General features: G+C 42.6%; 18 protein-coding genes and 1 pseudogene. 7 read left to right on the top strand and 12 right to left on the bottom strand.

From position 1 onward, the window contains the following. Positions 1–28: 28 nt before the first annotated feature. Positions 29–1,835: pseudogene (gene kefB, locus CTN01_RS11320) on the bottom strand (glutathione-regulated potassium-efflux system protein KefB). Further along, positions 1,828–2,415 (bottom strand): glutathione-regulated potassium-efflux system ancillary protein KefG, encoded by a 588-nt coding sequence (gene kefG / locus CTN01_RS11315; RefSeq protein ID WP_005371788.1) that lies wholly within the window; start codon positions 2,413–2,415, stop codon positions 1,828–1,830. The pseudogene kefB and the gene kefG overlap by 8 nt, the downstream one beginning before the upstream one ends. Positions 2,416–2,644: 229 nt before the next feature. Here kefG and CTN01_RS11310 point away from each other — a divergent pair, with 229 nt between their 5' ends. After that, positions 2,645–4,567, top strand: coding sequence for an ABC transporter ATP-binding protein (locus tag CTN01_RS11310; protein ID WP_045149921.1), 1,923 nt, complete (start codon positions 2,645–2,647; stop codon positions 4,565–4,567). A gap of 77 nt (positions 4,568–4,644) precedes the next feature. Here CTN01_RS11310 and CTN01_RS11305 read toward each other — a convergent pair whose 3' ends face one another. Continuing rightward, positions 4,645–5,244: a LysE family translocator gene (locus tag CTN01_RS11305; RefSeq protein WP_052666694.1), complete on the bottom strand. Its 600-nt coding sequence runs from the start codon at positions 5,242–5,244 to the stop codon at positions 4,645–4,647. 178 nt (positions 5,245–5,422) lie between these two features. Between CTN01_RS11305 and CTN01_RS11300 the strand changes: the two genes are divergently transcribed. The 4 genes from CTN01_RS11300 (at position 5,423) to CTN01_RS11285 (ending at position 9,137) form a co-directional block, all read left to right on the top strand. Then, positions 5,423–6,826: an aminotransferase-like domain-containing protein gene (locus CTN01_RS11300; RefSeq protein WP_045149920.1), complete on the top strand. Its 1,404-nt coding sequence runs from the start codon at positions 5,423–5,425 to the stop codon at positions 6,824–6,826. A gap of 12 nt (positions 6,827–6,838) precedes the next feature. Then, a complete protein-coding gene (locus CTN01_RS11295; RefSeq protein ID WP_045130380.1) occupies positions 6,839–7,810 on the top strand; it encodes a hydrolase in 972 nt (323 codons plus the stop codon). A gap of 60 nt (positions 7,811–7,870) precedes the next feature. Further along, positions 7,871–8,086 carry a YheU family protein gene (locus CTN01_RS11290; protein WP_045149919.1) on the top strand — a complete coding sequence of 72 codons (216 nt, stop codon included), beginning with the start codon at positions 7,871–7,873 and terminating at the stop codon, positions 8,084–8,086. A 181-nt stretch (positions 8,087–8,267) separates the two neighbouring features. Continuing rightward, on the top strand, positions 8,268–9,137 hold the full coding sequence (locus CTN01_RS11285; RefSeq protein ID WP_005371800.1) for a phosphoribulokinase: 870 nt from the start codon (positions 8,268–8,270) through the stop codon (positions 9,135–9,137). A 69-nt stretch (positions 9,138–9,206) separates the two neighbouring features. Here CTN01_RS11285 and CTN01_RS11280 read toward each other — a convergent pair whose 3' ends face one another. Further along, on the bottom strand, positions 9,207–9,611 hold the full coding sequence (locus tag CTN01_RS11280; protein ID WP_045083881.1) for an OsmC family protein: 405 nt from the start codon (positions 9,609–9,611) through the stop codon (positions 9,207–9,209). 382 nt (positions 9,612–9,993) lie between these two features. Here CTN01_RS11280 and crp point away from each other — a divergent pair, with 382 nt between their 5' ends. Then, complete coding sequence (crp, locus tag CTN01_RS11275; protein WP_045149918.1) at positions 9,994–10,626, top strand: cAMP-activated global transcriptional regulator CRP; 633 nt, start codon at positions 9,994–9,996, stop codon at positions 10,624–10,626. 58 nt (positions 10,627–10,684) lie between these two features. Here the strand turns inward: crp and CTN01_RS11270 are convergent, their stop codons facing one another. Further along, positions 10,685–11,506 carry a DUF3859 domain-containing protein gene (locus tag CTN01_RS11270; protein WP_045149917.1) on the bottom strand — a complete coding sequence of 274 codons (822 nt, stop codon included), beginning with the start codon at positions 11,504–11,506 and terminating at the stop codon, positions 10,685–10,687. Positions 11,507–11,803: 297 nt separating this feature from the next. Between CTN01_RS11270 and CTN01_RS11265 the strand changes: the two genes are divergently transcribed. Further along, the gene (locus CTN01_RS11265) at positions 11,804–11,986 is read left to right on the top strand and encodes a hypothetical protein (RefSeq protein ID WP_005371804.1); all 183 of its coding nucleotides are present in this window, start codon (positions 11,804–11,806) and stop codon (positions 11,984–11,986) included. Between the two features lie 55 nt (positions 11,987–12,041). On the opposite strand, the gene CTN01_RS11260 is transcribed toward CTN01_RS11265, so the two are convergent. The 7 genes from CTN01_RS11260 to trpS form a co-directional block, all read right to left on the bottom strand. Beyond that, on the bottom strand, positions 12,042–12,830 hold the full coding sequence (locus CTN01_RS11260; protein WP_045149916.1) for a DUF1338 domain-containing protein: 789 nt from the start codon (positions 12,828–12,830) through the stop codon (positions 12,042–12,044). A 44-nt stretch (positions 12,831–12,874) separates the two neighbouring features. Then, positions 12,875–14,332 (bottom strand): succinylglutamate-semialdehyde dehydrogenase, encoded by a 1,458-nt coding sequence (gene astD, locus CTN01_RS11255; protein ID WP_045149915.1) that lies wholly within the window; start codon positions 14,330–14,332, stop codon positions 12,875–12,877. Positions 14,333–14,360: 28 nt separating this feature from the next. Then, the gene (gene astA / locus CTN01_RS11250; protein ID WP_045128502.1) at positions 14,361–15,377 is read right to left on the bottom strand and encodes an arginine N-succinyltransferase; all 1,017 of its coding nucleotides are present in this window, start codon (positions 15,375–15,377) and stop codon (positions 14,361–14,363) included. Positions 15,378–15,498: 121 nt separating this feature from the next. After that, a complete protein-coding gene (locus tag CTN01_RS11245) occupies positions 15,499–16,719 on the bottom strand; it encodes an aspartate aminotransferase family protein (protein ID WP_045149914.1) in 1,221 nt (406 codons plus the stop codon). Between the two features lie 328 nt (positions 16,720–17,047). Further along, the gene (locus tag CTN01_RS11240) at positions 17,048–17,623 is read right to left on the bottom strand and encodes an aminodeoxychorismate/anthranilate synthase component II (RefSeq protein ID WP_045149913.1); all 576 of its coding nucleotides are present in this window, start codon (positions 17,621–17,623) and stop codon (positions 17,048–17,050) included. A 105-nt stretch (positions 17,624–17,728) separates the two neighbouring features. Then, the gene (locus CTN01_RS11235; protein WP_045149911.1) at positions 17,729–20,062 is read right to left on the bottom strand and encodes an ExeM/NucH family extracellular endonuclease; all 2,334 of its coding nucleotides are present in this window, start codon (positions 20,060–20,062) and stop codon (positions 17,729–17,731) included. 232 nt (positions 20,063–20,294) lie between these two features. After that, complete coding sequence (gene trpS / locus CTN01_RS11230; protein WP_045149910.1) at positions 20,295–21,314, bottom strand: tryptophan--tRNA ligase; 1,020 nt, start codon at positions 21,312–21,314, stop codon at positions 20,295–20,297. Positions 21,315–21,396 lie beyond the last annotated feature (82 nt).

The following is a 21,396-nucleotide window of genomic DNA, read 5'->3' as shown; positions in this document are numbered from 1 at the left end:
TTTCCTTGATCATTACACAAGCGTTAGCTTAATCCCAACCATGATGGCGTTCTTCCTCGCCTCGCATTTCACGATCGAAAATTTCTTCTAACTCTTTACGGGCTTCTTTTTGCCGCGAAGCGAGATTGACTTCTTCACTATGTTGCGGCAATAGATCCCGTAAGGCTTGTGTATCTATTTTTCGAAAATGTGCCTCAGCACGTTTCGCTTTATACGGATGCATACCTAGAGATATGAGGGCTTGGCGACCTAAATCAAGAGCACCGGCAAAAGTTTCACGTGAGAAACATTCAACGCCTTGACCTAGTAATTGATGCGCTTCAACACGACTTCTCGCCCGCGCTAATATTTTTAAGTGCGGGAAATGTTGTTGGCAAATAGCCACCACTTCCATGACTTCTGTCGGTGCATCAGTACAGATAATAATTGCTTCCGCATTATCTGCCCCTGCTGCGCGGAGCAAATCTAACTGAGTAGCATCACCGTAAAAAACTTTATAACCGAACTTGCGTAAAAATTGGATTTGGCTCGGATCTCGTTCAAGTACGGTTACTTTAATTTTATTAGCAAACAGTAATCGTCCTATAACTTGTCCAAAGCGTCCAAAACCCGTAATGATGACACGAGGTGCACGGTCAACAATATCCGACTCTGGCTCAGGTTGCTCACTCGCTTTGAAGCTTCGTACAAACCAACGCTTTTGAAGCGTTAATACGAGCGGTGTTGTCATCATTGATATACTTACAACCACCAGCAAAAAAGCTAATAATTGCGCATCGAGTAAACCTTCAGCACGAGCGGCAGTAAACAGGACAAACGCAAACTCACCACCCTGACTTAAAATCGCCGCCATCTGACTACGTGACTTTTCTCTTACGCCGAATATCCGAGCTAAAAGATAGAGCACGATTCCTTTTACTGCGATTAACGCTAATACCGCGGCTAAAATCTGTAATGGATATTGCCACAGTAACCCAATATTTACCGCCATACCCACTGAGATAAAAAACAGCCCCAGTAATAATCCTTTAAACGGCTCTATCGCAATTTCTAATTCATGGCGATATTCGCTCTCAGCTAATAGCACCCCCGCTAAGAATGCCCCTAACGCCATGGATAATCCAAGCGCCTGCATAATCAATGCAATACCAAGCACTAACAGTAATGCAGCAACATTAAACAATTCACGAACACCACTCATCACCACATAACGAAACAGTGGACGAAGTAAAAAATGCCCACCGACAAGTAATACGGCGATACCACCTAACATCCAGAACGCATCATTCCAACTCCCCCCCCTTACCGCCAGCGAGAGCAGGGAGTAAGGCAAGCATTGGGATCACTGCTATATCTTGAAATAGCAGTACCGCAAAACCCGATTGCCCGGTTTCACTTCCTGATAATTGCTGCTCTTCTATTACACGTAGTGCAATGGCTGTTGAAGATAACGCTAATCCCATGCCAATCACGGCTGCATCGCGCCAGGTCAACGAAGGCAAAAATCCATTAAGGCTCATAACCACTACGGCAATAACCCCACTGGTGATCACCACCTGCCCACCACCTAACCCTAAAATGGGTTTACGCATTTGCCACAGTGTTTTCGGATTAAGCTCTAAACCAATCAGAAACAATAACAACACAACGCCAAATTCAGAGAAATGGAGGATAGCATCAACATCAGAGATCAAGCCTAAGCCCCAAGGGCCAATGGCAATACCCGCAATTAAATAACCTAACACTGAACCTAAGCCAAGCTTTTGCGCCAAAGGGACGGCAATAATAGCTGCGGCCAAAAAAACCACACTAAGAACAAGGAAATCATTACTCATTATTGGTCTCCTTCTTCGTTAAGCTAATTCGAGGCTCAATAATCAAAGGGTTCGCTAACCATGATTGGTATGCGCGTGCATGTTGGTTTAATTCATCCTGCGTGACGCGTCTTGCCCAGTGCAAAATAAGTGGCGGTAACCAATGCATTTGGCAAAGATCAGCACAAATTTCAAATGGCTTTAAAATGGTATCAATACCATAACGGTTATAACCATCCGGGCTATAAGCTTCTGCCCCACCGCCAGTAGTGATCACCGAGCGCCAATATTTGCCCACGGTTTCATTACCGTCACCGTGGGCAAAGCCTTTGCTTAACACTCTATCAAACCACTCTTTCAATAGTGATGGGCAGGAATACATATAGAGTGGATGCTGGAAAATAATGATGTCGTGACTCGCGATCAGCTCATGCTCTGCAACAACATCAATAAAGAAATCGGGGTACGTGGCATATAAATCATGCACAGTAACGTGACCTAATAGCTCAATGTCTTGCAACATTGCGCGATTAGCAACGGACTCATCAGGGTCAGGATGAGCAAAAATAATGAGAATTGATGGTAAGTTTTGTCGTGTCATAACATCCTTTTACAATCGTTCATATTCATCATGTGCAACAATAAGTACTTGCTCAGTATTATTCCATCATACCTAATTGTTAACAAACATGATCTTTTGTTTATCATTTGTTCAGCAAAACGTAATCTAAAGCAATAGAGAGATGTTAGCCACTCTGCGCTGTTTGAGTTAGACTTCCGCCCATAAGTCCAGTTTATTTAGTGGAGCGGGCAAGACCCCGGCAATATTGATGATTATCTTTTCAGATATCCAACTTCTACGCGGTGGCAAAGTATTACTTGAAAACGCCACTTCAACGATCCACCCGGGCGACAAAGTCGGTCTTGTCGGTAAAAACGGTTGTGGTAAATCGACCCTGTTCGCTTTACTGAAAAATGAGCTCAGCTTAGATGCTGGCAACTGCCAATTTCCAAGTAACTGGGAAATGGCGTGGGTTGCTCAGGAGACACCAGCCTTAGACCGCGCAGCTATTGAATATGTGATTGATGGCGACCGTGAGTATCGTGAACTTGAGCGCCAACTGCTTGCCGCAGAGCAAGCTGATGACGGCACTAAAGTCGCAGAGCTTCACGGAAAAATGGATACCATTGGTGGCTATAGTATCAATGCCCGCGCGGCAGAATTACTTGACGGCCTAGGCTTTTCACAGCATCAGATGCAATGGAACCTGACCCAATTTTCGGGTGGTTGGCGTATGCGCCTTAACCTTGCCCAAGCGCTATTATGCCGCTCTGATCTACTACTACTCGATGAGCCAACTAACCACTTAGATTTAGATGCAGTAATGTGGCTGGAAAAATGGCTTCAAAGCTACCGTGGTACCTTGGTATTGATTTCCCATGACCGCGACTTCTTAGATCCCGTGGTTAACCGCATTATCCATATTGAAAATCAAACCATGCACAGTTACACCGGTAACTATTCATCGTTTGAAGTACAACGCGCCGAAAAACTGGTGTTACAACAAGCGATGTACCAGAAACAACAAAAGCAAATGACGCACATGCAGTCATACATTGAACGTTTCCGTTACAAGGCCAGTAAAGCACGCCAAGCGCAAAGTCGTATTAAAGCCCTTGAGCGGATGGAAAAAGTGTTACCGGCTCAGTTTGATAACCCATTCAGTTTTGAATTCCGCGAGCCAAGTGCTCTGCCGAACCCGATCTTAATGATGGATCAGGTTGCCGCAGGTTATGACGACTTACTGATTTTAGAAAAAATTCGCCTAAATCTTGTTCCTGGTAGTCGTATTGGCCTACTTGGTCGAAATGGTGCCGGTAAATCTACCCTGATCAAAATGCTATCTGGTGATTTACCAGCGAAAGCCGGTGATATGGCGTATTCGCAGGGGGTTAAAATTGGTTACTTTGCCCAGCACCAATTAGAAACCTTGTACCTTGATGATACCCCAGTTCAGCATATGGCACGTATTGCGCCACAAGCAACCGAGCAACAACTCCGTGATTATTTAGGTAGTTTTGGTTTTATTGGTGATAAAGCACTAGAAAAAGTCGGTCCGTTTTCTGGCGGTGAGAAAGCCCGCTTAGTGCTAGCACTGATTGTATGGCAACGTCCTAACCTATTGCTGCTCGATGAGCCAACCAACCACCTTGATTTAGATATGCGCCAAGCACTGACGTTGGCACTGCAATCTTATGAAGGTGCAATGGTTATTGTCAGTCACGACCGTTACTTATTACGTGCAACAACCGATGACTTATATTTAGTCCATGATCGCCAAGTCGTACCGTTTGATGGTGATTTAAATGATTATCACAAATGGCTTACCGAGCAACAACGTAATGAGCGACGTGATCAACAAGCAACAAAACCTGAAACCAACAAAGATAACAGCGCGGCATCGCGTAAAGAGCAAAAACGTCTAGAGGCAGAGTTCCGTAAACAAACAGCCCCTATTCGTAAAGAAATCACCAAGCTTGAAAAGCAAATGGACAAGCTCAATACCATTATCACCGATGCGGAAACCGCATTAAGCGATAGCAGTATTTATGAGGCGGAGAACAAAGTCCGAATGAATGAGCAATTAAAACTGCAAGGTGATGCAAAATCTGATTTGGAAGATGTTGAAGTGGCTTGGATGGAGTTACAAGAGCAATTAGAAGAGATGGAATCTCAATTTAACGCTGAATAATATCGCCTAACACCCACAACGCCAACGAGCACTTCGTTGGCGTTGTTATTTTTAGTGATCTATAAAAACCTCAATCACTACCAAATCATCACCACGCACGCAGCCGTTAGTGCTCCCATCGTCTGATTAAACCTCATCGTACGACGTTCAGATGTTAGCCAATGGCGTATCACCACTCCAGTTGCAGTCCATAGCGAAACGCAAGCAAGCCCCACCACGAAAAATACCGTCACAATTATTGATATCGATAACCAATAGTGCTCCCCGCTAACGGCGAAGGTGCTTACTGCCGTTGCAGACATCATCCATGCTTTAGGATTAACGTATTGAAACAGAGCAGCAGAGAATACACTCATCGGTTTCGCCTTCACTTTTTGCTCCGTTTTACTCATGCTGCCAGCGGTGGCTATTTTCCATGCTAAATACAATAAGTACGCACACCCAACAACTTTTAATCCCTCGTGAACCATAGGATAACGTTCAAAAATAATGCCTAGCCCTGCCGCCAGTAAACTGATCATGCTCGCCATACCCACACTGATCCCCATAATATGTGGAACACTACGCCAATAACCAAAGTTCGCTCCAGAGGCGGTCACCATCATATTGTTAGGCCCCGGCGTACATGTCATTAATATGGCAAATAAAATAACTGAGATGATTGTTGATCCTTCCACACACTTTCCTTAATAAACGATAGAAATAAAACTATCCAGATCATCTCCCACGAAATTGTATCGATACAATTTTAGTTATTTCGCGACAACATAAAAAATCTCTGGCAATACGGTTGTTTTGTGCGCACAATTTAACCTAACAAGGGAAGTTATTAAGATCAAAGGATTTATTGTCACCATGACAATCGAGAAAAAGTTATTAAATATCCAACTTATCGCTAAAGCTAAAGAACCACTTTATCGTCAAATTGCAGATGGAATTGCACGAGCTATCGAGCAAGGTGACATCGCAATTGGGGAGAAACTCCCCACACACCGCGCACTTGCCGATCAATTACAGGTTACCGTCGGTACAGTGACACGTGCTTATGCAGAAGCGGAACGACGTCATCTTGTCGAAGCTCGTATTGGGGCTGGGACGTATGTCTGTGATAACAATAAAAACCATCACTGGATCTATCAATTAGAAGAGTTACAGACTGAAGAATGTAATTTCGGCTATAACATTCCTCCGCGATTTGATCGCAGTGAAATGATAAGCAGCGCCATGGCAAAAATTAGTGCCAATCCCTCGCAATTAAATGACATTATGCTGTATCAGCCACCACAAGGGATCGATAATCATCGCCATATCGTTTGCCAATGGTTAAATCAAAAAGGTATTGATGTTTCATCAGAGCAGATGTACTTCACCTCAGGCGCACAACATGCTGCGGAATTATTGCTGAGTATTTTCTGTCGTGCTGGTGATACTGTGTTAGTCGAACAATTTTGCTATCCCGGCTTTCTAACCCTTGCTCGTCAACATGGTATTACCCTAAAAAGTGTTGAGATGGATGAAGATGGGGTGATCCCTGCAAGTCTCGCATCGGCCTGTGAACTCTACCAACCACGGCTAATATATTTAACACCAACCCAGCAAAACCCAACCTCGGTAACAATGCCGCTCTCTCGTCGTGAAGAAGTGATTAGCGTGTGTCGTGAGCATAATGTGTTAATTGCGGAAGATGACGTCAACGGATTACTACCGCCCTCACCGCCACCGCCTTTAATCAACCTAGCACCTGAACATGTAATCCACATCGGAGGATTATCAAAATGCCTCGCACCAGGACTTCGCTTAGGTTACATCCAAGTGCCGAAACAGTGGCAGCAACATCTAAGTGCAGCATTGTATAACCACAGCTTAATGATCAGCCCACTGCTCTCTGCTATCGCTTGTGAATTAATAGTTCATGGTGATGCCGATCGGGTATTAACGACCGTTCGTACTGAAATACAACAACGGCAATTATTGGTACAGCAATACCTTGGCGAGTTTGACATTACAACCCAGATTTATAGTTTTCATGTTTGGCTGCAATTACCAGAAGACTGGCGCTTAAGTGATTTTATAGCGGCAACAACAGCTCGTGGGGTCATAGTTAAATCAGCAGAATTATTTACCCCTAGAGGTAATCATATTCAACCAGCAGTACGACTCGCCATTAGCTCACCACTAAATCAACAGCAATTGATCTTTGGCTTAAAAACCATTGCAGAGTTATTACGCCACCCCCCTTTATCCCATTTTTCGCTGTAACAGAGGATATTCATGTCTCAATTTACGCCAGCATCAGGATTACAAAATCCACATATTCAAACCTTATTACCGCGATTTGTTCGTCGCCAGCCACTATTTACGCCAGTGACACAGCGACTGACCACGCCTGATGATGACTTTCTTGATCTCGCTTGGACAGAATCTCCTACCGACGATAGCAAACCATTAATGATCCTATTTCATGGATTAGAAGGTAGCTTCCATAGTCCGTATGCCAATGGACTATTGTATGCTGCAAAACAACAAGGTTGGCTTGGGGTAATGATGCATTTTAGAGGATGCAGCGGTGAACTAAATCGTCAACCTAGAGGCTATCACTCAGGTGAAGTAAATGATGCACGCTTTTTCATTACATGGTTACGTGAGCAATTCCCCCAACGGCCTTTTATCGCAGTGGGAGTATCCCTTGGCGGCAACATGCTGATTAACTACCTGGCAAAATATGGTGATGACAGTGATCTCGTTGCCGCTCAAGCGGTGTCTCCTCCATTAAATTTAGCCTCATGCTCGGCACGTATTCAACAAGGCTTTTCTAAGATCTATCAGCAATATTTACTCAGTTCGATGAAACGCACAATGGCAAAACGAATAACACTTCATCAAGACAAAATGCCCATCACCCACCAGCAATTAGAGGCGATAAATACGGTATGGCAATTTGATCAGCACATTACCGCCCCTCTCCATGGTTTTATTGATGCTGACGATTATTATCAACGTTGTAGTGGCCTTCAACAGCTCAACTTGATCAGCACACCACTGCGAATTATCCATGCCAAAGACGATCCGTTCATGACCGAATCGGTGATCCCATCACAACCATTGCCGGATAATATCGACTACAACTTATATGAAAAAGGTGGCCATGTTGGGTTCGTTAGTGGTTCTATTTTTAAACCGACGTTTTGGCTCGAACACAGCGTTCCAACATGGTTTAAAACCAAACTCACCACTCCCCAATAGGGCTAGTGATATTTTTATCATATACTGCGCATATCAGTAACGCAGTCGACGAGACATAAAATGATCATTCCTTGGCAAGATATCGCCCCAGAAACACTGACTAACCTGATTGAACAATTTGTGCTTCGTGAAGGCACTGATTACGGGGAAGTTGAAATGAGCTTAGAAAACAAAGTGAATTACGTAATACAGCAATTGAAATCCGGTGATGCTGTGATTGTATTTTCTGAATTACATGAATCTGTCGACATAAAATTACGCAATCAGTTGCAATAAGTTTTATTAATGTGAGTCGTGCTTAGAGAGTTACGACTCAAAACTTGCCTCCGCTAGCAGTTTCACTTTTCAATCCCGACATCCTTGTTAACTTGTAGTAGCATTGTCGCCCTATCTGGCAATTTTATTATTGCCTGCTTTATCATTTATCTTTCGATAATCAACAACGACAAGGTTAGTCATGTCTGCAAAACATCCTATTATTGCAGTTACTGGTTCATCAGGAGCAGGAACCACGACGACTTCTGAAGCATTCCGAAAGATGTTCAATATGATGAACATTAATGCGGCATGGCTAGAAGGCGATAGCTTCCATCGCTATACCCGCCCTGAAATGGACACTGAGATCCGCAAAGCTAAAGAACAAGGTCGACACATCAGCTATTTTGGCTCAGAAGCCAATGACTTTGCCCAATTAGAGCAATTTTTCAAACAATATGGTGAAGATGGCACAGGTCGCTTTCGCCGTTATCTACACACATTTGACGAAGCTGTGCCCTACAACCAAATGCCCGGAACCTTTACTCCGTGGCAACAATTAGCAGAAAACACCGATTTACTCTTTTATGAAGGTTTACATGGTGGGGTTGTCGATGGCGAGATCCATGTCGCACAACATGTTGATCTTCTCATTGGCATGGTACCCATTGTTAACTTGGAGTGGATCCAAAAAATTGTTCGTGACACGAGAGATCGAGGGCATTCTCGCGAAGCGGTGATGGAGTCTATCGTTCGATCAATGGACGATTACTTAAATTATTTAACCCCGCAATTTTCACGTACGCATATCAACTTTCAACGTGTACCAACCGTTGATACCTCAAACCCGGTGAGTGCCAAAGGGATCCCAAGCTTGGATGAAAGCTTTGTTGTGATCCGATTCCGCGGTTTAAATAATGTCGATTTTCCGTATTTACTTTCTATGATCCAAGGCTCATTTATGTCACGTCATAACACGCTTGTCGTCCCTGGCGGAAAAATGAGCTTTGCAATGGAATTGATCATGCGTCCACTTATCGAGAAACTGATTAATACGGGGAAAATCAGTTAAGTCAGCACAAAACGAAAATGAATAGAAAAAGGTTGGCGTAAACACCAACCTTTTTCATCTCAATCATTATTAAGCAGTGATGATTTCATACGAATGAGTCAACTTAACCTTTTCACCAATCATCAAGCATACTGAGCAATATTTCTCTAAAGAATCAGCAATGGTGTTAGCTACTAAGGTTTCATTTAAATCAAAACCTGAAACAATAAAATGCAAATTGGCTGCGGTAAATAAACGTGGAGCTTGCTCTCGACGCTCAGCTGAAATAAGAACCTCACAACCCACAATATTTTGTGCTTGGGATTGTAAACCACTGACAACATCTACTGAGCTACACCCTCCCGCCGCCATTAATACCAATTCCATCGCACTTGGGGCTTTATCCCCTCCATTACCATCCATGACTACACTATGACCGGAGCTAGATTGACCTAAAAAGGTCATATCTTCTACCCATTTTACTCGGGACTGCATCGATTAATCCTTATTCAAACGCCCAATAATTGTCTCTAGTTTTATTGATATAATAATGAATGTAAATCCTAATTCTCCGCCTTAATAACAACTTTTTTTCTCTCTAAAAATCGTCGTAATAATCTTTACTTATCACACTGCTTAAAATTATCTCGCCGCATTGTGATCCTGTGCACAGTTATCCATATGAAATGAACGAATCTACTAGATCAATATCAAGAAAAAGGCGTAGAAAAAGGATACACTCTAACTTATTCAAGTTAGCTTGCAGCCCAGCGGCTGAATGGATACCCTGTCAGTAGGCAGTTTTTTTTCTCATGATAATACTTAGAAGAAAAGAGACCAATGCTGTTGGGCAACAAATGCAGAGGAAGTTAGTAATATGGTTCCAGGTAAACCGCAAACAGATCCAACTTTAGAGTGGTTTCTTTCCCATTGTCATATTCACAAGTACCCATCGAAAAGTACGCTGATCCACGCAGGTGAGAAAGCAGAAACGTTGTACTACATTGTGAAGGGTTCTGTTGCTGTACTAATCAAGGATGAAGAAGGTAAGGAGATGATCCTTTCTTACCTAAACCAAGGTGACTTTATTGGTGAGCTTGGCTTATTCGAAGAAGATCAAGAGCGTACTGCTTGGGTTCGTGCGAAAAGTCCTTGTGAAGTAGCAGAAATTTCATTCAAAAAATTCCGTCAGTTAATTCAGGTTAACCCTGATATTCTGATGCGCTTATCTGCTCAAATGGCAAGTCGCCTACAAGTGACAAGCCAGAAAGTAGGTGATTTGGCATTCTTAGACGTTACAGGTCGTATCACACAGACATTGCTAAATCTTGCAAAACAACCAGATGCAATGACGCACCCTGATGGCATGCAGATTAAGATCACTCGTCAAGAAATCGGTCAAATTGTTGGCTGTTCTCGTGAAACAGTGGGTCGTATTCTGAAAATGCTTGAAGAGCAGAACTTAATTTCTGCTCACGGTAAGACGATTGTTGTTTACGGTACGCGTTAATTTTTAACGTCTTTAGCCGTACAAAAAGCCGCACAATGTTGCGGCTTTTTTCATTTTCTTACCCTTTCAAACAAGTATGAACCTGCTTTTTATCAAGCTTTGCTTCGTTAATTCTGGCGCTATGCATGCAGTAAAAAAAGTAGCTAACATACTCTTTCATCTCTTCTTTCGCAGAAATAATTTCATCACCACGCCCCATTTGTTTAAGCGCTATCTGCTGACACATGCTGTTATAGCGACTTAAGGTTTGGTTACACTCCCCAGTAGAACTAAACTGCAAGCAACGTTTCGATTTAGCTTTATCACAAACAAGCGCATCACCATTTTGACTTAACCATGAACGAGTACTACTCAGCATGAATGCAGTTTCAAAAGTGTTTTTTAAAGATTGATTTAACTGCTCATGATTAGCGACTGTAAACTCACGTTTAGCAACGACCTGATCTTTATACAGCAGCTCAAACACCCAAGAACCACTGACTAACTCATAAGGTTCTGAAAACTGCCAAAGCGCCAAGTTTTTATCGTGTTTATACATGGTATCGGACCATGTTGATACCGTCGTTGCTTGCTTGGTTGCTGGGTTTACCAGTTTAGGATGCGTCATACGCGCTGTAATAGGAAATGCCGTTTTTGCTTTCAGCTCATCACTGGCGCTATCAGGGATCTCTATTGCATAACGAAACCCGATATATTGCCCAAGTTTCGGAGTCACTAATTTAGTGCTTGCCTTTACCGTATAAACAGCCCCCTTTTGGGTGATCACACCACCTTCTGAAATCATCACCTTAGGTACATTGTTATCCACTGAAGATAAAGAACTACATCCGGCCAATGATGACAATAACAGCCCTACTATTGTGATCCATCTAAGATTCATATTACTTCCACCTAATCCAAAAGCATTGAAGAAAGAAATACTTATTGATAACTTTCTAACTAAAACAAAGCATTAGATAATAAAGCAATGTGACATTTTTGACGTACCGATAAGATCACAAATCAGCAATTACATGCAAAATAAAATCGCTAAAAGGAATGAGTAATACTGTTATAAATAATTCATCAATCCCATTCAAACTTTGTGTCTTTTATGAGAACAATTAATTTGTATTGCTCAGATTAAGTGCTACATTCTGCTTATGAATGGACTTTCTTTTTCTCGCGGTAATGGAATATGGATATTGAACGTTTTGCCCCGAATAGCTACACCACTGTACCTGGCGCTATCGCTCCTCAACCTACAACAATTGAGATGACAGGCTTTAGTGACCGTCGTTGTTATTTAGAACAGCAGACTGGTTTACGTCGCTGTCCTGCAGAAGACAGTGGTATTTGGGGATCCCCCCTCGATAATTAACTGATTTAAAAAAAGCAGCCAAATGGCTGCTTTTTTATTGCATCGATTACACCGTTCAAGAGTTATAAGTACTTTCAAAGATCTTATCTGCCGAAGCTTCAACAAACCCGGTATAAATCTCACCATCAGGCTGTAAATAACGTTTAGCAAACTCATAAAATCCGCCAGAGACCAACATCTCACCATCAGAAAACGTGACCATGACTTTATCAGCCATAGTTGCTGATTGCTCTAGCATCACAGTAGGATCGCCTTTTACCGCACCGCCTGCCTGATTAATATCAAAACCACTCGATTCAAGAAAATGGTTCACTTCAGAAATTTCATTAAATTGTTCAAGCTGATTAATATCAACAGTAAAATGATTGGCACCAAAACCATGTGCTGCTACCCATCCTGCATATTCACTTTCTGCATTTAAAAGCTGATAACTATCGCGACTTAATTGCCATGGTTTACCTTGAGAGAGAAAAGCAGGATTGGCAAAATAGTCATCATCAACTTGATCGACAAGCTGCCGTACTTCTGTTTGCAACTCTGTTGAACATAATCCTAATTGCAGTTCACTAATAAATACTTTAGGCGCAGTAGGATCGGGGTGTTCAAAATGCTCTGCATATAACTTTTTCGCTTTGAAGTGATATCGACCTTTAGGTTTATAACCTACCGCAATAAATGGAGCCGCTAATCTTGCTAAACCACATTTAGGTAAGGCAAAGGTACGTAACGCAATATGATCATTTCTAAGTGGCGCATCTTCGGTAAGCAATTGCCGAATATTCAGCGCTGAAGGACATAATCGCTGAGTATAATCTTGCCATAACGCGGTAAATAATTGTTCCATGCTGCACAATCCTTACTGTAAATAATACAGTGAACTTATTAGTCTCAGAGTGAAATACCCGGAGATAACTGCTCAGGTAAGCATGTCGCCTCACCTTCCATTGATGCCATTGGGTAAGCACAATAATCAGCTGCGTAGTAAGCACTTGGACGTAAGTTACCAGACGCCCCTGGACCACCAAACGGCGCATCCCCACTCGCTCCCGTTAACTGGCGATTACGATTTACAATCCCCGCCCGAATATGATCGATAAAGTATTGCCATTCACTATCATCGGTTGATACAAGCCCAGCTGATAAGCCATAACGGGTGTCGTTCGCAAGACAGACGGCTTGAGCGAGATCTTGATAGCGCACTACCTGTAATAATGGGCCAAAGTATTCTTCATCGGGTAAGTTTTCGGTATTAGTAACATCAATGATCCCCGGTGTAACCACCGCTCCCTGTCCGCGCTTTGCCTCTACTAATATTTCGCCACCAAGCGATACTAATTGTCGCTGAGTTTGCACAATATTGTCTGCGGCTTGACGGGAGATTTGAGGCCCCATAAACGGCGCAGGCTCGGCAAATGGTCCATCGACCACAATCGCTCTGGTTGCTTCCACTAAAGCAGCCAACAACGTATCCCCTGCGCTACCCAAGGGTAAGTATAGTCGGCGAGCACAAGTACAACGTTGTCCTGCGCTGATAAAAGCAGATTGTAAAATGGTATAAACGGTAGCATTGAGATCACCATAAGCATTGGAGATCACCATAGGGTTATTACCCCCCATTTCTAATGCCAGCATCTTACCCGGTTGACCTGCAAATTGGCGATGCAGAATATGCCCAGTATTGGCACTGCCCGTAAATAATAAACCATCAATGTCTTTTGAAGCGGCGAGTGCCTCTCCAGTAGAACGAGCCCCCTGCACAAGATTAATAACTCCATAAGGTAATCCTGCTTGTTGCCAGAGTTTCATTACAACTTCAGCCGTTTTAGGCGTTAATTCAGACGGTTTGAATACCACCGTATTCCCCGCAAGCAGTGCAGGTACGATATGACCATTAGGTAAATGACCGGGGAAGTTATAAGGCCCAAATACCGCCATCACCCCTAGTGGTCGATGTCGAACAACCGCTGTCGTACCTGCGATATCTTTCTCGCGTTGGCCTGTTCGTTCATGGTAAGCACGTAAAGAAATCGCCACTTTCCCGACCATTGCTCCTGCTTCTGTGCGGGTCTCCCATAACGGCTTACCCGTTTCTTCTGCTATCGTAATGGCAATATTTTCACTATTGGCTTTCACCAGCTCGGCAAATTGTTCCACGATGGCTTGGCGCTCAACAAGGGAAGTATGACGCCATTGAAGTAACGCTGCACGCGCAGCCTTCACCGCTTGTGAGACTTGCTCACTTGTCGCGGATCGGCCTTGCCAAATCACTTCATCAGTAAAGGGGTTGAGCGATGCCATCTCATCACCTAAACCATCGACCCATTGACCCGCAATCCATTGACTCATACTTCTCTCCCCTCTTTGTGTTCGTAGTTTACAGCTCAATAAAACGCACAGGCTCGCCTGCATTAACCATGAGAGTATCAGCGACCTCTTGCGTCATCACCACGGTTTGTGCTTTATCATTGACTTCCAGTGGGCTTGCAACAGCACGAAAGTCAGTAAATGATGTATTCGCCACTAAGCATTGCTGTTCACTGTGATGATCGTTAATTTCAACGGTATAACGCTTTGAATGACGGACTGTTTCAACATTGCGAACATCACATTCAACCGTAGGGCCTGCATCAAAAATATCGACATAGCCACGGCATGAAAAACCTTCATTTTCTAATAGACGTAATGCAGGACGCGTATTGTCATGAACTTGACCGATGACCGCTTGGGCTTCTTTGCTCAGTAAATTGACGTATATCGGAAGTTTAGGCATTAAGTCCGCAATAAAGCCTTTTGCTCCGATCCCTGTTAGATAGTCAGCATGAATAAAATCAATCGAGAAAAAGTTATCTTTTAACCATTGCCAAAAAGGTGAGTTCCCTTCTTCATCGGAAACACCGCGCATTTCGGCAAATACCACATCAGCGAAACGATGACGATGCTCTGCCATCATTAAAAAGCGCGCTTTAGACAATAGACGACCATTTAAACCTTCACGCCATGGTGTACGTAAAAATAACGTGCAAAGCTCGGTATCTCCGGTGTAGTGATTACCTAATGTCAGTAACTGTACGGTATTGTGTACCCCTAATCGACGCGAGGCATGAACCACAGTACTTAGATGATAGTTATAAAAAGGGGCTTCTAAGCCAATCGCCGCTTCAATGGCTGTGGTGCCTGCTATCTCGCCGGTATCTGTATCTTCAGCGACCATCAGGTAGCCTTCATCCTCTGGGCGAACGACATGTTTGGCAAAGCTGCGCTCTGAATGAGCAATGCGGTTACGAAGCATTTCTTCGTTAACAGGTAATGAAGTAAAACCATGACCTGATTCTTCAGCACACTGCATGAGTGCAGAATAATCATCAGCGATGATAGGACGAATAACCAGCATCGACTTCCCTCCTGATGCAGGTAGTGACCATAGCCACTAACTAGATGGATAACAATAAGATCTCATAAGATTACTGGCAGTCGTTCCTCAACTGCCAGCAGCAATACAAAGCAAAGTAGAATTACTCAGCGTTATAGAGTGTTGCGATAGCGCGTTCTAGACGAGCCATGCCCTCATCCACATCGGCTTTTTCAATCACTAGCGATGGCGTAAAGCGCACAACGCTCGTACCTGCAACTAACATCATTAAGCCTTCTTTACCGGCTTGAACAAGAATGTCACGTGCCCGACCTTGCCACTCTTCTGTGAGAGACGCTCCCAACAGTAAACCTTTACCGCGGATCTCAGCAAAAATTGGGTATTTAGCATTAATCGCTGTAAGCCCTTCACGGAACCATTGTTCACGCTCTTTCACCCCAGCTAACACATCAGGTTTACTCACTTCATTAATTACCGCCTCTGCGACAGCGCACGCTAATGGATTACCACCATATGTTGAACCATGAGTCCCGACTTTTAAATGCTCTGCTAATGCTGTTGTGGTAAGCATTGCGCCAATTGGGAAACCACCACCCAGTGATTTAGCCGTTGTTAAAATATCTGGTGTGACACCTAAACCTTGATAAGCATAAAAATCACCAGTACGACCATTACCGGTTTGGACTTCATCAAATATCAATAAGGCTTGGTGCTTATCACATAACTCACGCACGCCCTGAACAAACTCAACACTCGGGCTAACCAAACCACCTTCACCTTGCAATGGCTCCATCATCACCGCACAAGTTCGCTCAGACATGATCTCGGCTAAAGCTGATAAATCATTGTAAGGAATATGCGTTACCGCTTGAGGTTTAGGGCCAAAACCATCGGAGTAAGCTTCTTGTCCACCAACCGTAACGGTGAAAAAAGTACGACCGTGGAAGCCTTGATGAAAGGCAATAATTTGATCTTTTTCAGCACTAAACTTATCGACGGCATAACGGCGAGCCAATTTCAGTGCAGCTTCGTTAGCTTCAGCACCAGAGTTAGCAAAAAAGACTTTGTCAGCAAAACATAACTCAGTGAGTTTTTTCGCTAAACGCAATGCGGGTTCATTGGTTAACACATTACTTAAGTGCCATAATTTATCGGCTTGATTTTTTAATGCGTTAACCATAATAGGATGGCAATGACCCAGACAACTCACCGCAATTCCACCGGCAAAATCGACATATTCACGATCATGTTGATCCCATACTCGCGCACCACTGCCACGTACTGGGATCTCAGCCATAGGTGAATAACAAGGTACCATAACCTCATCAAATAAATTACGTTCTACTCTTTGCTCTGTAGTCATCACATTATCCTTCTGTGTATAACGCTATAATCATAGTATTTACATTTTATTAACCTTTGCCAATAGCAGAATATTTTTTTTGCTCTTTGGCAACGATGCTGTTTTTAATAAAACTGACATAGTTATGCGTTATCTCGGCAAGTTTATTAACTAACAAAGACAAAAAGGTGTGTTTCCTATCAGGAAATGAATAGTACAGAGAAATATGCTAGTGAATAGCTTTGCAATTTTAATAAATGAGAGTTAGAAGTATAAAAATAGAAGATATGTGGGTGATATCGCGATTTTAAGACCGAAATATATTAAAAATCGCGATTTAATTCGAAATTTAGCGCTTAAGAAAGTTAGCTAATAAGGCGTGCCCTTGCTCCGTTAGAATACTCTCAGGATGAAATTGCACCCCTTCTAATGGCAACGTTTTATGAGCGATCCCCATAATTTCATCAAACTCCCCTTCACGTTCTGTCCATGCGGTGATGTTAAAGCAATCAGGCAGCGTATCTTGTTTCACAACCAATGAATGATAGCGAGTCACTGTTAATGGGTTACTTAACCCTTCAAAGAGACTGGTATTATTATGCTTGATTGGAGAAGTTTTACCATGCATCACTTGCCTTGCTCGTACTACATCCCCACCAAAAGCTTGTGCTAACGATTGATGGCCTAAGCAAACGCCTAAAATAGGCAATTTACCTGCGAAGTATTCAATGGCTTGTAGTGATATACCCGCTTCATTTGGAGTACAAGGTCCAGGAGAAATGACTAAATGGGTGGGTGCTAGTGACTCAATACCTGCGAGATCAATCTCATCATTACGGACAACCTTAACCTCAACGCCTAACTCACAAAAGTATTGATACAGGTTATAAGTAAATGAATCATAGTTATCAATAATTAACAGCATATATCTAAAGCGACCTTTTCTATTCTGCGCCCTATTGTGCAATACAAAATAATAAAGGCAAGCTCATCATGAACCTGCCTTTATGATATTTATTATCGAAGTAAATTAAAAATGCTCAAGACGACATGTCTTACCATTATAAATAGCTTTCATTTTTCCATTTAGTTCTACTGGCACATCACTACAAGGAACATCATAAACCCCAGAAGCTAAGACACTTAGCGAGACTTTATCTCCATTTTTAATACCTACATGTTTTAAAAACTTATCCTTTTTCGTATAACGGCGTTGCTGCCCCGCCATTAACCACGGTTTAGTACTATCCCAATAATAAGAGTTGAAAACAGGGTAAAGAGGCTGGTTACTATTATTAACAAATGTAATTTGAAAAGAGGCTTTTGCCATTGGGTAAGCAAAGTTAATGATCACGGGATCATGATCTGATGCAGAGTATGGACCTGTTGATTTGACTAGATCGCCACTATATTTACTACTGTATTCAAATAAGCTATTTTCTACAGAGTTAATATGCCAGTCTTCAATACCACGCACTTTTTTAAGTAAAGAACGAGATGCTAAAGCATGATCTAAACTGCCTAATTCACCATCATAACTGTAAGAGTAGCTGTCAGCACCGTGCCATTTCGTCGCCAAGTTGACTAGCCCCAGTCCTTTTGAAGCCGCAATGCCTTCAGGGTGCAGTGATTGATCACCAATGAAAGTGCCTGAGGCTGACATGATTTTTCGTTGATATTGCTTTGGCTTGTATTGTGTTAGTACACGGATAGGATCTTCCATACCATAAGCATTCATATCCCCCATAACTAAAACATCACCTGACATTGTCTTCAACTTATCAGCTAAAACCATTGCAGCAGAAACACGAAAATCGTTACAGTTGCCTTGAATATTTTGATAGTTCTTATCTTTTTGTTCATTCAACCAATCTTCATAACAGCCTGAACCTTTCGATTTAAGATGGTTAACGACAATAGTTAATTGACTCTTTTTCTTCGCACCATTAATAGCAAACTGTTGTAAAAGCGTATCACGCTGATATGCATCAATCTTAACACTTTCACCTTCAGCGTTTGTCGCACTCATATGTTGTGATGGCATGCGAATAACTTGCGCATCTTTAATCGGTGTCACTTTGCTTGGACGATAAAGCATGGCAACCATAATCGCATCAGAACCAAAGAACTGACCTTTATTCTTGTCCTTATCGTTAATCTCGACAAATTGGTAATGATCACTGCTGTCATTAAAATGTAGATTAAGTTCATCAACTAGATTCTGAATTGCACTATTTTTACCAAAACCGTTATTCTCCATTTCCATTATGCCAATAATATCGGCATCCATAGCTGTTAACGCATTAACAATTTTGGTGCGCTGCAATTCAAATTCTGCCGCCGTTTTTGCTCCTCGATTACACCCTTTAGCAGCGTCAGCATCGGCTTGATCTTTACAGGTTGGGTTGAGGCTGCCACCAATATCGCTGTGACTTGTGAAAAAGTTTAAAACATTGAAGCTCGCCACTTTAAGATTACTATCTGTAATCACTTTTGGTGCAGACGTGCGATCATTGATATGAACAAAATCGCTAGGGCTGACAGTATTGGTTGGTAATAAGCGGTGCTTACCATAACTGTATGCTATGACACCTTGTAAATTCTCAACTCGATCGCCAATACGCATATAGCCTTGCTGTGCATCAAAGCCAGGAAAATACGGGATAACACCATTCGCTGGATACTGATCGGTGTCGATATAAAGTTGGTTATTGGTATTAGCTTCAACTTGCTTTGCCACTTGTTCAGTTTCAGCAACAAACAGTTGGGTCGGCTTTATTAGTGGTGATTGGTGAGAAAGTACCATGTTGTTGCGTCTTGAGCTGAAATCAAAACCAAAATTACGCGTGATACGTAAGTCACTTTCAGGTGCGATTCTTACTAACATCCCTTGGTAACGATCCATCGCTTGTGACAAGCTTTCTGTACTTCCAACAACAATATCAGTGGCTCGAATTGGTTGCGGTGCTAATCCTTTATTCTCAATATGTCCCGGCTTTACAGTTAACTGAGTCATTCCATAAAACTGTTTTGCCTTAGCCTCAACACAGACTTTATCACCTACAGCTAACCCATCGATACCATTAGAGGAAGTATAAGCAAAGATACCATCGGAGGTATTTGGATTATTATCTCCCACAGAATCCTGAAAGAAAAAGCCCTTGTACAATGAAGAGGTCGTTTTAGTCACAATACCTTCAACCCAATAGGTCGGACTTTGATTGGGTGTCGCATGAGATTTAACTTGCTCTCTCACCTTCATAATTGACGTGAGAGTCTGTCCATCGCAACTAAACTGGCTTGCGCATACCGACACAGAAAGAGAAGAGAGAGCCACCGCAAGGGTTGCCGTTAACGCCTTCATAATAAGTAATCCTTTTATCTACATTTAAAAGGAATCTATTATTATGATCAGTCATATGCATTAATGTGACACCACAGACAAACCATTCAGCATATGAATAGTTTTTTCTCAACAACTTGAGATACTACACAAAGATATTGATAAAAAGTAGCAACGACATTCGTTCCAACTACTTCATTCAGAACAAAAAAGCAGAGCCGAAGCTCTGCTTTTTATTTAAGTTTCGATTTAATTATGGGCGAGCCACAAAGCCTACCGCTTGGTATGCTTTTTTCAGTACTTCAGCCGCACGTGCAGAGGCTTTTTCAGCACCTTGCTTCATGACGCTGTCAAGGTAAGCACGATCAGCACGAATACGATGGTATTCAGCTTGTACAGGCTCAAGCATTGCAACTAATGCTTCACCCACATCTTTCTTAAATGGGCCATACATTTCAACGCCTGCATATTGTGCTTCAATTTCAGTATACGTCTTACCTGTTGCGCCTGAGTACAGGCCCATTAGGTTTGAGATCCCCGCTTTGTTCTCGATATCAAACGCAATGCGTGGCGGTGTTTCTGCATCAGTTTGTGCTTTGTTAACCTTCTTAAGAATCGATTTTGGATCTTCTAACAAGGTGATCACGTTCTTACGGTTATCATCAGACTTCGACATTTTCTTAGTCGCGTCTTGTAGGCTCATTACACGCGCACCAACCGATGGAATGTAAGGCTCAGGAATTTGGAAAATTGGACTTTCATCTGTGCCATACAGATTATTAAAACGCGTAGCAATATCACGAGCTAACTCTAAGTGCTGCTTCTGGTCACTACCTACAGGTACTTGATGTGCGCCATATAATAAGATATCAGCCGCCATCAATACTGGGTAACCGAATAAGCCCACGTTTACATCATTCGCATGACGCGCTGATTTGTCTTTAAACTGAGTCATACGACTTAGCTCACCCATTTGGGTATAACAGTTTAATAACCAGCCTAGTTGTGCATGTTCAGGTACATGTGACTGAACAAATAACGTGCTCTTTTGTGGATCCACACCGACTGCTAAACAAATCGCTAGTGCATCTAACGTTGCTTCATGCAGCGCTTTAGGATCTTGGCGTACTGTAATGGCATGCAAATCAACAACACAGTATTGGCAATCGTAATCGTCTTGCATCTGTTCCCACTGACGCAGCGCACCTAGGTAGTTACCAATACTTAATTCACCAGAAGGCTGTACGCCACTTAATACAATGGGTTTACTCATGATCAGACAATCCTGTTAGTTTCTTATTCATAGAAAAGCGAGAGGTATACTCCCGCTTTTTACTTTGTTAGCCAGTGTACAC

Source organism: Photobacterium angustum, from assembly GCF_003026365.1.
GTDB classification, from domain to species: domain Bacteria; phylum Pseudomonadota; class Gammaproteobacteria; order Enterobacterales; family Vibrionaceae; genus Photobacterium; species Photobacterium angustum.
The sequence above is the reverse complement of the archived record's forward strand: the minus strand, read 5'-3'. Positions and strand labels throughout refer to the sequence as shown.

Excerpts from the sequence above, each read along its gene's own strand:
- CTN01_RS11280 (WP_045083881.1), bottom strand. The coding sequence starts at position 9,611 with ATGCAGTCCCGAGTAAAATGGGTAGAAGATATGACCTTTTTAGGTCAA.
- CTN01_RS11235 (WP_045149911.1), bottom strand. The coding sequence starts at position 20,062 with ATGAAGGCGTTAACGGCAACCCTTGCGGTGGCTCTCTCTTCTCTTTCT.
- CTN01_RS11285 (WP_005371800.1), top strand. The coding sequence starts at position 8,268 with ATGTCTGCAAAACATCCTATTATTGCAGTTACTGGTTCATCAGGAGCA.
- CTN01_RS11290 (WP_045149919.1), top strand. The coding sequence starts at position 7,871 with ATGATCATTCCTTGGCAAGATATCGCCCCAGAAACACTGACTAACCTG.
- astA (WP_045128502.1), bottom strand. The coding sequence starts at position 15,377 with ATGCTGGTTATTCGTCCTATCATCGCTGATGATTATTCTGCACTCATG.
- CTN01_RS11260 (WP_045149916.1), bottom strand. The coding sequence starts at position 12,830 with ATGGAACAATTATTTACCGCGTTATGGCAAGATTATACTCAGCGATTA.
- CTN01_RS11270 (WP_045149917.1), bottom strand. The coding sequence starts at position 11,506 with ATGAATCTTAGATGGATCACAATAGTAGGGCTGTTATTGTCATCATTG.
- CTN01_RS11300 (WP_045149920.1), top strand. The coding sequence starts at position 5,423 with ATGACAATCGAGAAAAAGTTATTAAATATCCAACTTATCGCTAAAGCT.
- CTN01_RS11310 (WP_045149921.1), top strand. The coding sequence starts at position 2,645 with ATGATTATCTTTTCAGATATCCAACTTCTACGCGGTGGCAAAGTATTA.
- CTN01_RS11245 (WP_045149914.1), bottom strand. The coding sequence starts at position 16,719 with ATGACTACAGAGCAAAGAGTAGAACGTAATTTATTTGATGAGGTTATG.
- CTN01_RS11240 (WP_045149913.1), bottom strand. The coding sequence starts at position 17,623 with ATGCTGTTAATTATTGATAACTATGATTCATTTACTTATAACCTGTAT.
- trpS (WP_045149910.1), bottom strand. The coding sequence starts at position 21,314 with ATGAGTAAACCCATTGTATTAAGTGGCGTACAGCCTTCTGGTGAATTA.
- kefG (WP_005371788.1), bottom strand. The coding sequence starts at position 2,415 with ATGACACGACAAAACTTACCATCAATTCTCATTATTTTTGCTCATCCT.
- crp (WP_045149918.1), top strand. The coding sequence starts at position 9,994 with ATGGTTCCAGGTAAACCGCAAACAGATCCAACTTTAGAGTGGTTTCTT.
- CTN01_RS11295 (WP_045130380.1), top strand. The coding sequence starts at position 6,839 with ATGTCTCAATTTACGCCAGCATCAGGATTACAAAATCCACATATTCAA.
- CTN01_RS11265 (WP_005371804.1), top strand. The coding sequence starts at position 11,804 with ATGGATATTGAACGTTTTGCCCCGAATAGCTACACCACTGTACCTGGC.
- astD (WP_045149915.1), bottom strand. The coding sequence starts at position 14,332 with ATGAGTCAATGGATTGCGGGTCAATGGGTCGATGGTTTAGGTGATGAG.